Genomic DNA, 11,591 nt, shown 5'->3' on the forward strand with positions numbered 1-11,591 from the left:
CGCGGCGGAAACTTACCTGAGATTCCATGTTCATCACACGGGCAAAAAAGGAGACGTCTCTATGCATGAGCACCAGACCGCACATAATCAGCCGGAACAAACCGGCAGCACCTTTAACCTTAACGCGCATTTTATCGGCCCAAACCCACCCACATCGTTCAATCCGAAAAGCGTGATGCCCACCGTGGCACCCACTGCCTCCATCGGGCCTTTTTCATCCGTCATCGGTGACGTGACCGTCTGCGAAAACGTCTTCATCGCCCCAAACGTGAGCGTGCGCGCCGACGAGGGCAGCCCGTTTTATATCGGCGCCCACACCAATTTGCAGGACGGTGTCATCGTCCACGGCCTGGCGGGGGAAAAGGTGGCGCATAACGGCAGGCAGTATTCCATCTATATCGGCGAACACGTCAGCTGCGCACACGGCTGTATCGTTCACGGCCCCTGCAAGATCGGCGACCGTGCCTTCATCGGTTTCCACACGGTGGTGATGAACTGCATCATCGGCGAGGGCTGCGTGCTCTCGCCCAACGTGCTGGTGACCGGCGGTGTCAAACTGCCGCCCGACCGTTTCGTGCCGGCGGGCACCATCGTGGATACGCAGGAAAAAGCCGACCGGCTCCCGCCGGTGCCAAACAACCAGGTGGAATTCGCACAGGGCGTTCAGAACGTCAACAACGCTTTCCCAGCCGCCTACGCTCTGACATTCGGCAGTGTCAAATGCAGCTGCGGCCTTGCCTGCGACCGCGGCACGCTGAAATGCATCCCGGAATAACGCCCGGAGGAGGAACACCGGTGGGAACCATCACATACGGCCGCACGCTTACCGTGGCGGATTACAACCGTCTGCGCCGGGCCGTGGGATGGGATAAAATCCGAAAGCGGCAAGCACAGGCCGGCCTTGCGCATTCCGCACTGGTCGTGGCCGCCAGAGACGCGGAGCAGACCGTTGGCATGGCCAGACTAGTCACCGACTACGGATACGTCGCGTATATCGCAGACGTGGTGGTGTCGCCGGAATATCAAGGCCGGGGCATTGCCAAAGCCATGCTCGGCATGATCCTTCAACACATCAAAGACCAGTTGGAGGACGGCGAGCAGGTGATGGTCTTCCTGCTGGCGGCAAAGGGACGCGAGGCATTTTACCGTCCGTTTGGATTTCTCGACCGGCCGAACGATACCTATGGCGCCGGGATGTCCATGTGGCTGAAAAAGTGACCGGATTGATATGCAGCGGAAACGAGAGGGCCCATCCCGGCAAGCGCCGTGGCGCGGGGCCGGGGTTTATCCACCTGCCGCCGTTCGGCTGCCATATGCCCGGTTCGGCCCCTCGTTCATCTGTGCAGTAAAAATGCCGCGCTCCCCGAACATTTGCACCGCCTGCGCCGGACGGGCCTTCTGCACGGCACGGTACGTGAACCCCGGCTTTCGCCTCGCGCGCTGATCCGGCCCCTGTTCATCGTGGAAGCGTCGGGCATCCGGTGGGAGATCCCGTCACTGCCCGGGCAATCTACACCCGCACAAACTGCCCGCCGCAACGGAAGAAGCCCTCAGGGCAGGTGCGCAGACGTTCTTGCTGTTCGGCTTGCCCGTACTGAAAAACGATACATAGCCGCGCTCTGCGAAAGCGCGCTGGGCGCATCCCTCGCGGGAGCGGATCTCTACATTACCTGCTATGCCAAAGAAACGGCGCAGGCCATCCGGAAGGGAGACATCGGATAATGGGAAACACCGAGACGTTGTTTGAACGGGCAAAAAAGGTCATGCCGGGAGGCGTGAACCACCCGGAGTGCGCGTTCGGCGCGGTGCATGGCATCCCGCGTTTCATCGAAAAAGGCGAGGGTTCGCAGATCTACGATGTGGACGGCAGCGTCTGCACCGATTATGTCTGCTCGTGGGGATCGCTCATCCTCGGGCACAACCACCCCGATATCCGCCGAATGGTTGCGGAAACCATTCAAGATGGGTTGAGTTTCGGCGCACCCACCCGGTTGGAAGTGGCGATGGCCGAGCTCATGGTGCATATGGTGCCCAACGTTGACAAGGTGCGGATAGTCAACAGCGGCACCGAAGCAGTGATGAGCGCGCTGCGCCTGGCGCGCGGATTCACCGGGCGGGAAAAACTCATCAAATTCGACGGCTGCAGCCACGGGCACTGCGACTCGATGCTGGTCAAGGCCGGTTCCGGCGTGTTGGCAACCGGCCAGCCCGACAGCCCCGGCGTACCGGCAGGCACGGCCAAAGATACGCTGGTCGCCACGTACAACGATCTGACGGAGGTGGAACGCCTGTTTGCCGAACACAACGGGGAGATTGCCGCCGTCATCGTTGAACCGGTAGCGGTCAATATGGGTGTCGTCCCACCCGAGCCGGGATTTCTCGCCGGCTTGCGCGCGCTCTGCGACCAAAACGGCGCGCTGCTTATTTTCGACGAGATCAGCACCGGTTTCCGCATCGCACCAGGCGGTGCGCAGGAAGTGTTCGGCGTGCGCGCGGATATGGTCACGTTCGGCAAGGTCATCGGCGGCGGCATGCCCGTGGGTGCCTACGCCGCCCGCGGCGAGATCATGGATGATGTCGCGCCCGCAGGGCCGGTGTATCAGGCCGGCACGTTCTCCGGCAACCCCGTAGCCATAGCGGCCGGCCTGGCGCAGCTGACCCTCCTGCATGAGCATCCGGAAATTTATGTGTATACCGGCGCGCTGGGCAAACAACTGGAGCGCGGGTTCCGCTTTCTGGCGCAGAAGCACCGCATTCCGGCCACGGTAGGGCGCTTCCATTCGCTGCTCACCCTCTTTTTTCACAATGGCCCGGTCACCTGTGGAAAACAAGCGCGTGAAAGCAGCACCGAAGCCTATGCCGCGTTCTTCAACGGCATGCTCGCGGGCGGATCGTATTTCGCGCCGTCACAGTTCGAGGCGGCATTCCTCAGCTCCGCGCATACACAGGCCGAGCTGGAACAGACGCTGCTCACGGCGGATACAGTGTTGGCCGAAATGGCACCTGTTTACGCGGAATGAACGGCAGCCACAAGTCACAGGCGGCACCTGGTGCCCAATAGGATACCGGCATGGCAAGAGGCGCACCCAAATGGTGCGCCTCTTATTAGTTTCCCGCGTTCGGGGAAGGCCCCGTGTTCGCTTCAAGATGGGTACCCGTTATCGCAGTTTAACTTCCCCGAACGGAACGTGGGCTGTGCCCACTGCCTGCTTCAGGCTGGGCACCCGTTATCGCAGTTTAACTCCCCCCCGAACGGAAACGTGGGTTGTGCCCACTGCCTGCTTCAAGCTGAGCACTCGTTATCGCAGTTTAACTCCCCCGAACGGAAACGTGGGTTGTGCCCACCCATTCGGATTCCAGAATAGAATAGACGCACATGCTGTACCAGCCGCCGTCGGCCTGCCGCCCGAAGTCCCGCAGAGTGCCTTCGTGGGTCATCCCCACCTTTTGCAGCACCCGGCCGGACGCCGGATTACCCGCATGATACAGCGCCTGCACGCGGTGCAGGCCCACTGTTTCAAACAACAGTTCCAGCACGGTCCGCAGGGCTTCGGTCATATACCCATTGTTCCAAAACGCATTGCCCAGGCAATACCCGATTTCGCAGGAACGGTTTGCTTCCCGCATCGCCTGCACGCTGATGCTCCCGATAGCCCGCCCGGTTTCTTTTTGCGCCACGGCCCAGTGGTAGACCCGTTTGTCCGCATATTGTTCCTGCCAAGCCTCAATGCGTCCGCGGGTTACCTCCACGCCGGCATGGGGCTGCCAGGGCAAATGACGCGTTACTTCCTCCCGACTCGCCCAGCGGTCGAACATATCCTGCGCGTCCCGCACTTCAAACCGGCGCAAAAACAGGCGCGGCGTCGCCAGCCGCATCGTCCCCACATGATGGAGCACATTCTCCCCGTTTTTCATGTAAAACATTCTCCTTTTTGTATAAATTCAATCCGCTATTTGCACAAAAACGCCCACGGCGCTTGCCGTGGGCGTTTTGATTCCCTTTCGGGAGATATGGGTCACAAATCGACTTAATCTTTGTCGGCCAGTTTGACCAGATGCTCGTATTTCTCCTTCGCATCCTTTTCGGATTCCGCAAAGAGTTTCTCGGCACGTTCCGGGAAAGAGCGGAGCAAGGAGCTGTAACGCACCTCGCCGCGGATGAAGTCCTGATACGAGGCGGACGGCGCTTTGCTGTCGAGGGTGAACGGGTTCTTACCCTCATCGGCAACGCGCGGATCAAAGCGGAAGTTGTTCCAATAGCCGGCTTGCACCGCTTTTTTCTCCTCGGTCTGCGAAATGCCCATGCCGCCGCGGATACCGTGGTTGATGCAAGGCGCATACGCGATGATGACCGACGGGCCGTGGTAGCTTTCCGCCTCGTTGAAGGCTTTCAGGCACTGGTTGTAGTCCGCACCCATGGCGACCTGCGCCACATACACATAGCCGTAGCTCATGAGCATACCGGCAAGATCCTTCTTACGGGTGGATTTACCGGCCGCCGCAAACTGCGCAACAGAACCGGCCGGGGTGGATTTGGACGCCTGCCCACCGGTGTTGGAATACACTTCGGTGTCGAAGATGAGGACGTTGATGTCTTCACCGGAAGCCACCACATGATCCAAACCGCCGAAGCCGATGTCATAGGCCCAGCCGTCACCGCCGAGAATCCAGACGGATTTCTTGGCGAGGAAATCTTTGCCGTTCAGCACTTCTTTGGCCAGTTCATTATCGCCGGCTTTTTCAAGCGCGGCAACCAATGCATCGGTCGCTTCGCGGTTGGCAGTGCCGTCCTCTTTGGTCGCTTTCCAGTTCTCGATGGCGGTGCTCACCGCTTCGCCCGGATTCTGGGCGGCAAGCTCGTCAATCTTGTCGGCAAGACGGTCGCGCAGCTGCTGCTGGCCGAGGAACATGCCGTAACCAAACTCGGCGTTGTCTTCAAACAGGGAGTTCGCCCACGACGGACCATAGCCGCGTTTGTTGACCGTGTACGGGGTGGACGGCGCGGAACCGCCCCAGATGGAGGAGCAGCCGGTGGCATTGGCGATATACATCCGGTCACCGAAGAGCTGGGTGGCCAGCTTGGCATACGGTGTCTCACCGCAGCCCGCGCAGGCACCCGAGAACTCGAGCAGCGGCTGTTTAAACTGGCTGCCCTTGACGGTGGTTGGTTTGAACTTCGCGGCCACTTCCGGTTTCTCCGGCAGCGAAATACCGTACAGGAATCCGTCTTCCTGATCCATCTGGCTGGAAAGCGGTTTCATGACCAGCGCCTTGTTGCCTTTCAGGCCCGGGCAGACGTTGGCGCAGGAGCCGCAGCCCGTGCAGTCGAGGACGGAAGGATTGATGGAAAACTCGAAACCGGCAAGCGCGGTCGCGGGTTTATGTTTCATGCTGGCCGGCGCTTTTTCCGCTTCGTCCGCAGTGAGCACGAACGGACGGATGACGGCGTGCGGGCAGACATAAGAGCAGAAGTTACACTGGATGCAGTTTTCCGGCTGCCATTCGGGCACGTCCACGGCGATGCCGCGTTTTTCATAGGCAGCGGAGCCCTGCGGGAAGGTGCCGTCTTCACGACCCTTGAATGCGGAAACCGGCAGAGCGTCGCCGCGCTGCGCATTCATCGGGGTGAGCAGGTCTTTGACAAAGCCGACCAGTTCTTCACGGTCGCCGGTCACGACGACTTCTTTCGCTTCGTCGGTGGCGTCCGCCCAAGCGGCCGGCACGGCCACTTTCTTGACAGCGCCGGCACCGGCGTCGATGGCGTCGTGGTTCATTTTGACGACTTTTTCGCCCTTACGGCCGTAAGAAGCGGTGGCGGCGTCTTTCATGAACTTGACGGCGTCTTCGGCCGGAATGATGCCGGTCAGTTTGAAGAATGCGGACTGGAGGACGGTGTTGATGCGCCCGCCCAAGCCGATGTCTTTACCGATCTGGATGCCGTTGATGATGTAGAAGTTGATGTTGTGCTGCGCGAGGAAACGTTTGACCTTCGCGGGCAGATTGGCTTCGAGCTCGTCTTCCGTCCACTGGGTGTTCAGCAGGAAAGTGCCGCCGTCTTTGAGATCCTCGACGATGTCATATTTATCGACATAGGAGGGGTTGTGGCAGGCGACGAAGTCGGCCTTGCTGACCAGGTAGGTGGATTTGATCGGCTTTTTGCCGAAACGCAGATGCGAAATGGTGACGCCGCCGGACTTCTTGGAGTCGTAGGCGAAGTAGCCCTGCGCATACATATCGGTGTGGTCGCCGATGATCTTGATGGAGTTTTTATTGGCGCCGACCGTACCGTCGGAACCCAGACCCCAGAATTTGCAGGAAGTGGTGCCTTCGGGCGTGGTGTCCGGATTCTCGCCGAGCGGCAGGGAAAGGTCGGTCACATCGTCTTCAATGCCGATGGTGAAGTGTTTTTTCGGAGCGGCTGTGCCGGCGTTGCTGTAGACGCTGATGACGTTGCCCGGAATGGTGTCCTTGGAACCCAGACCGTAGCGGCCGGAGTAGACCGGCACGTTCGCAAACTGGGTGTCGCGCAGGGCGGCGACCACGTCGAGATAGAGCGGCTCGCCCAGGCTGCCCGGCTCTTTGGTGCGGTCGAGCACGGAGATGGATTTGACGGTGGACGGAATGGCTTTCAGCAGGTGCTCCACCGAGAACGGACGGTAGAGGCGCACTTTGACAAGACCCACTTTTTCGCCTTTGGCGTTGAGGTAATCCACCGTCTCTTCGATGGTGTCGCAGACGGAACCCATGGCAATGATGACCTTTTCGGCATCCGGGGCGCCGTAGTAGTTGAACAGCTTGTAGTCGGTGCCGATCTTGGCGTTGACCTTGTTCATATATTCTTCCACGACGGCCGGCAGCGCATCGTAGTAGGTGTTGCAGGCTTCACGGGCCTGGAAGAAGATATCCGGGTTCTGGGCGGTGCCGCGCAGGGTGGGATGCTCCGGATTGAGCGCGCGGGCGCGGAAAGCCGCGACCGCGTCGTAGTCGACCATATCGGCCAGATCTTCATAATCCCAGGCTTCGATCTTCTGAATCTCATGCGAGGTGCGGAAACCATCGAAGAAATGGAGGAACGGCACGCGGCCCTTAATGGCGGAAAGATGCGCCACAGCGCCGAGGTCCATAACTTCCTGCACGTTGCCCGCGCAGAGCATGGCAAAACCGGTCTGGCGGCAGGCATACACATCGGAGTGGTCACCGAAAATATTCAGCGCATGGGAAGCGACACAGCGGGCGGAGACGTGGATAACGCCCGGCAGAAGCTCACCTGCAATTTTGTACATATTGGGTATCATAAGCAGAAGGCCCTGCGAGGCGGTGAACGTGGTGGTCAGCGCACCGGCATTGAGGGAGCCGTGGACGGTGCCCGCGGCGCCGCCTTCAGACTGCATCTCCACGATGCGGACCTTCTGCCCGAAAATGTTCTTGCGGCCGGCGGCAGCCCACTCGTCGGCATGCTCCGCCATAACGGACGACGGCGTGATCGGATAGATGCCCGCTACGTCGGTAAAGGCGTAGGATACATGGGCAGCAGCCGCGTTGCCGTCCATGGTTTTCATTTTTCTTGCCATGGATTGAAATCCCCCTTGTTCTACATTAAAAAATGGAACGAGTCTTGTATGAAGAAAATGGATCGCGTCTCAAAGCATATAGTATCACGTTTGCGCATTTATGTAAACAACAATGTCTAAAATCCTGCTAATTTTTTAACAAACGCGCACCGTTTTTTCACAAAACGCGCGCAAAGGGGCACGCCCCCTTTCCGGATACCGCCTGCACGGGCGCCCCGGCATGGTTTTTGCCCGCCCTGCCGTGCGCGGCGGGATTTGACAAGCACGCATAAAGCCGATATGATAAGGGTATAGTGTGCGGAACTAGACCTGTTTTTCCAACGCCCGCTGCCGAAGCGCACGGCGCGCGGCCCGCACTACCCCTTTCCGGGGCTTTCCGTCATCATCGGCAAGTCAAACCTGCGCTTTTATTTTTGGAAGGAGTTTATCCATGGACCCGGACGGTGGCATGTTGTTGCTGCAGTTGCTCCTCATTGTGGTTCTGATTCTGGTCAACGCGTTTTTTGCCGCGTCGGAAATGGCGGTGGTCACGGCCAACGATCAGAATATCGAGCGGCTCGCCGACGAAGGCGACCCCAAGGCCAAACGCCTGCTGCAGATGCTCTCGCAGCCCAGCAATTTTCTGGCGTCCATCCAGGTGGGCATCACGTTTGCGGGACTGCTGGCCAGCGCCGCGGCCAGCGAAAGTTTCTCCAACCGTATCGCGCAGGCGCTGTCGGGCTCCCCGCTGCCGCCTTCGCTCATCAAAGTCATCTCCGTCGCCATCATCACCCTCGCCCTTTCCTATTTTCAACTGGTGCTGGGCGAGCTGGTGCCCAAGCGGCTGGCCATGCACCAGGCGGACAAGGTGGCCCTGCATGTTACCGGCGTACTGCATTTCGTATCGGTGGCGTTCCGCCCGTTCGTCTGGATGCTGGCGGTGTCCACCAATGCCATCACCCGGCTGTTCGGCGTGAGTGAGCAGCCCGAAGAGCGCAAGGTGACCGAAGAACAGATTCGCATGATGGTGGATATGGGCGAGGAAAAAGGTACCATCGGCGAAAGTGAAAAGGAAATGATCAACAACGTCTTCGAGTTCGACGACCGCATTGCCGCCGATATCATGACGCACCGCACCGACATTTCCGCCGCCGAAATCACCGCCCCGCTGGAGGAAGTGATGCAGATTGCTTTGGCGGAAGGGTATTCCCGCATTCCCATCTATGAGGACGACCTCGACAACATCGTGGGCGTCGTCTATGTCAAGGACCTGCTGCGCTATGTGGGCAAGCCGCTCGAAAAGGCTTTGGCGCCCAAAGACGTGATGCGCCCGCCGCTTTTCGTGCCCGAAACCAAGAAATGCCGCGAGCTGTTCAGCGCGCTCACCGCGCGCAAGCAGCACATGGCCGTGGTCATCGACGAATACGGCGGCACCTCCGGCATCGTCACCATGGAGGACCTGGTGGAGTCCATCGTGGGCGATATTCAGGACGAATACGACCACGAAGAGGAAGAGTTCTCGGTCATCGACGAATCCAACTTTTTCATAGAAGGCACCGCCAACCTCGAGGAAGTCAGCGACCTGCTCGAGGTCGAGTTGCCCGAAGGCGAATACGACACCGTCGCGGGCCTTATCATCGACCGGCTCGGCCATATCCCTTCGCCGGGCGAACATCCCAGCGTGGAAATAAACGGCGTGGTCTTCACGGTGGAGGAAGTCGACGAGCGGCGCATCGAAAAGATACGCGCGCACAAGCTGCCGCACGAGACCGTGACGCCCGACGGCGGAGCGCCGGGCGGAACCGCTTCAAAAGAATGAAAAGCCCGCGCACATGAGGAAAACAGAAAATGAAACTGATCTCCTGGAATGTCAACGGCCTGCGGGCCTGCATGCAAAAAGGCTTCGCCGACTTTTTCAACCGGGAAGAGGCGGATATCTTCTGCGTACAGGAAACCAAAATGCACCCGGAGCAGGCGGATTTCGCATTCGACGGCTACCAAAGCTTCTGGAACAGCGCGGAGAAAAAAGGCTATTCCGGCACGGCGGTCTTCACGCGCGTGCCACCGCTTTCCGTGCGGTATGACATGGGTGAGCCCGAGCACACCGGCGAGGGGCGCGTCATCACCGTCGAATCCGAGGCATTCTTCCTGGTGAACGTCTACACGCCCAACTCCCAGCGCGACCTCGTGCGGCTGGACTACCGCATGCGCTGGGAGGACGCCTTCCGCGCCTATCTGCTCACACTCAACCGGGACAAGCCCGTGGTCGTCTGCGGCGACATGAACGTGGCGCACAGGGAGATCGACATCAAAAACCCCAAGTCCAACATCCACAACGCGGGGTTCACCCCCGAGGAACGGCAGAAGATGACCGATCTGCTGGAAGCGGGCTTCATCGATACGTTCCGCGCGCTCTATCCCGAGCAGAAAGACGCCTACACCTGGTGGTCCTATATGCGCAAGGCCCGGGAACGCAACGCCGGCTGGCGCATCGACTATTTTCTGGTGTCGGACAGGCTGCGCGGCCAGGTCGAAGACAGCACCATCTACGCCGATGTGCCGGGCAGCGACCACTGCCCGGTGGGTCTTTTGCTGCATACCGGCGGCTCTCCGGCATAAAAATCGGATTTTCACGTTCTATTCATAAAAATCGCCCGAAAAATTGATATAATACATACTATATGACAAAAGCGGCGCCTGATTGGGGAGACGCCGTGCCGGACCGCGTTTCCGTGCGCTGCACAAGCGGGCCGGTCCATACGACAACCGACACCGACAGGGTCTGTTGAAAAGCATATCCAGGACGGAATCAAACGGGATTTTTTCGTCAGATAAAGCGGGAACCGGCGCGAACCCTCGCTGGATTCACAAGGATTCTTGCGAAATATGACGAAATAGAGCGCCGCAGATTTCAAAACGGCGGCTTTTTCAACATGCCCAGATAGAAAATCATTGAAAATCATGGCGTGAAAGGGTGCGTATATGGACGCGCAGATCAATCCGGGCGGTCAAAAACCGCCCCTGTTTTCCCATCGGCTGGCAGCCCGTGTGCTGCGCATCGCGGCGGTCGTGCTGGCGGATATCGTGGTGGCGGCCGGTATCGGCGTGGTGCTCCTGCGCTATGGCCCGTTTGAAAACACCCGCCAGTTCATCATCGGCTCGGCCATGTCCAGCTTCCAGCATCAGTACATTGCCAAATGGATCTTCACCCAGCCGGAAATCGACCGGGTGATCCACAAATCCACCGCTTCCTCCACCCAGAAGCAGGATCTTTCCGCCGTCAATCCCACGGGCACGACAGACAGCAGCATCGTGCTCAGCAAGATCGGCGACGGCCTGCAAGGCTATGCGCTGGAAATCAAAAATCCGCTGCGGGTGCACGTGGCCTGCACGTCCTATATCGGCACGCGCGGCGAATTCGTGAGCGCGCTGGCCGAAAAGAACAATGCCGTGGCGGCCATCAACGGCGGCGGGTTCAGCACCGGGGCCGACACCACCGGCACCGGGGCCATCCCGTCGGATTTTGTGTTCTCAAACGGCAAGCTGATCTGGAAAGACGACGCGCTCAAGACCAGCAAGCTGCCCGCCACCGACGACCATGAATCGGTGAACGTGGTGGCGCTCAATGATAAAGGCGTGCTGATCGTGGGAGACTACACCATTGACCAGTTGCAGAGCATGAACGTGACCGAAGCGGTGGACCTGCACGGCTACAAGCCCCTTGTGCTCGACGGCAAGGTGCAGTATACCGACGACGGCGGCAAGGGCGTGCAGCCGCGCACCGCCATCGGCCAGAAAAAGGACGGCACCATCGTGCTGCTGGTGATCGACGGCAGGCAGGCGGGCACATCCGGCGCGCGCCTGAACCAGCTTGCAAACCTGCTCGCCAACCAGTACGACTGCTGGACGGCGGCCAATCTGGACGGCGGCGCGTCTACAGCGATGTATTACCAGGGCAATATCATCAACAAACCCAGCGCCATCTTCGGCGAGCGCACGGTCGCCACCGCCTTTTACGTGAGCAAATAAACCGCGCAGGCT

At 59.5% G+C, this 11,591-nt stretch carries 8 protein-coding genes; 6 read left to right on the forward strand and 2 right to left on the reverse strand.

Annotation, left to right across the window (positions count from 1 at the left end; all coding sequences use genetic code 11):
• Positions 1–61 precede the first annotated feature (61 nt).
• The 3 genes from ETHHA_RS13745 to hemL all read left to right on the forward strand — a co-directional run bounded on the left by ETHHA_RS13745 (position 62) and on the right by hemL (position 3,020).
• Positions 62–775 (forward strand): LbetaH domain-containing protein, encoded by a 714-nt coding sequence (locus tag ETHHA_RS13745; protein ID WP_013486564.1) that lies wholly within the window; start codon positions 62–64, stop codon positions 773–775.
• Positions 776–795: 20 nt separating this feature from the next.
• Entirely contained in the window at positions 796–1,218 is a 423-nt protein-coding gene (locus ETHHA_RS13750) for a GNAT family N-acetyltransferase (RefSeq protein WP_013486565.1), read from the forward strand.
• 503 nt (positions 1,219–1,721) lie between these two features.
• Positions 1,722–3,020, forward strand: a complete 1,299-nt coding sequence (gene hemL / locus ETHHA_RS13760) for a glutamate-1-semialdehyde 2,1-aminomutase (protein WP_013486566.1) — start codon at positions 1,722–1,724, stop codon at positions 3,018–3,020.
• A 289-nt stretch (positions 3,021–3,309) separates the two neighbouring features.
• On the opposite strand, the gene ETHHA_RS13765 is transcribed toward hemL, so the two are convergent.
• Both ETHHA_RS13765 and nifJ read right to left on the reverse strand, forming a co-directional pair.
• Positions 3,310–3,915 carry a GNAT family N-acetyltransferase gene (locus ETHHA_RS13765; RefSeq protein ID WP_013486567.1) on the reverse strand — a complete coding sequence of 202 codons (606 nt, stop codon included), beginning with the start codon at positions 3,913–3,915 and terminating at the stop codon, positions 3,310–3,312.
• 113 nt (positions 3,916–4,028) lie between these two features.
• Positions 4,029–7,571, reverse strand: coding sequence for a pyruvate:ferredoxin (flavodoxin) oxidoreductase (gene nifJ, locus ETHHA_RS13770; RefSeq protein WP_013486568.1), 3,543 nt, complete (start codon positions 7,569–7,571; stop codon positions 4,029–4,031).
• 430 nt (positions 7,572–8,001) lie between these two features.
• On the opposite strand from nifJ, the gene ETHHA_RS13775 reads away from it, so the two are divergent.
• The 3 genes from ETHHA_RS13775 (at position 8,002) to ETHHA_RS13785 (ending at position 11,579) form a co-directional block, all read left to right on the forward strand.
• Positions 8,002–9,369, forward strand: a complete 1,368-nt coding sequence (locus ETHHA_RS13775) for a hemolysin family protein (protein ID WP_013486569.1) — start codon at positions 8,002–8,004, stop codon at positions 9,367–9,369.
• Between the two features lie 29 nt (positions 9,370–9,398).
• The gene (locus tag ETHHA_RS13780) at positions 9,399–10,169 is read left to right on the forward strand and encodes an exodeoxyribonuclease III (RefSeq protein WP_013486570.1); all 771 of its coding nucleotides are present in this window, start codon (positions 9,399–9,401) and stop codon (positions 10,167–10,169) included.
• A gap of 363 nt (positions 10,170–10,532) precedes the next feature.
• On the forward strand, positions 10,533–11,579 hold the full coding sequence (locus tag ETHHA_RS13785; protein WP_013486571.1) for a phosphodiester glycosidase family protein: 1,047 nt from the start codon (positions 10,533–10,535) through the stop codon (positions 11,577–11,579).
• Positions 11,580–11,591: the final 12 nt, after the last annotated feature.

The sequence above is a fragment of the Ethanoligenens harbinense YUAN-3 genome (genome assembly GCF_000178115.2).
Classification (GTDB): Bacteria; Bacillota; Clostridia; order Oscillospirales; family Ethanoligenentaceae; genus Ethanoligenens; species Ethanoligenens harbinense.

What these genes read in the sequence shown, in the direction of transcription:
- ETHHA_RS13765 (WP_013486567.1), bottom strand. Translation starts at nt 3,915, where the DNA reads ATGAAAAACGGGGAGAATGTGCTCCATCATGTGGGGACGATGCGGCTG.
- ETHHA_RS13780 (WP_013486570.1), top strand. Translation starts at nt 9,399, where the DNA reads ATGAAACTGATCTCCTGGAATGTCAACGGCCTGCGGGCCTGCATGCAA.
- nifJ (WP_013486568.1), bottom strand. Translation starts at nt 7,571, where the DNA reads ATGGCAAGAAAAATGAAAACCATGGACGGCAACGCGGCTGCTGCCCAT.
- hemL (WP_013486566.1), top strand. Translation starts at nt 1,722, where the DNA reads ATGGGAAACACCGAGACGTTGTTTGAACGGGCAAAAAAGGTCATGCCG.
- ETHHA_RS13745 (WP_013486564.1), top strand. Translation starts at nt 62, where the DNA reads ATGCATGAGCACCAGACCGCACATAATCAGCCGGAACAAACCGGCAGC.
- ETHHA_RS13775 (WP_013486569.1), top strand. Translation starts at nt 8,002, where the DNA reads ATGGACCCGGACGGTGGCATGTTGTTGCTGCAGTTGCTCCTCATTGTG.
- ETHHA_RS13785 (WP_013486571.1), top strand. Translation starts at nt 10,533, where the DNA reads ATGGACGCGCAGATCAATCCGGGCGGTCAAAAACCGCCCCTGTTTTCC.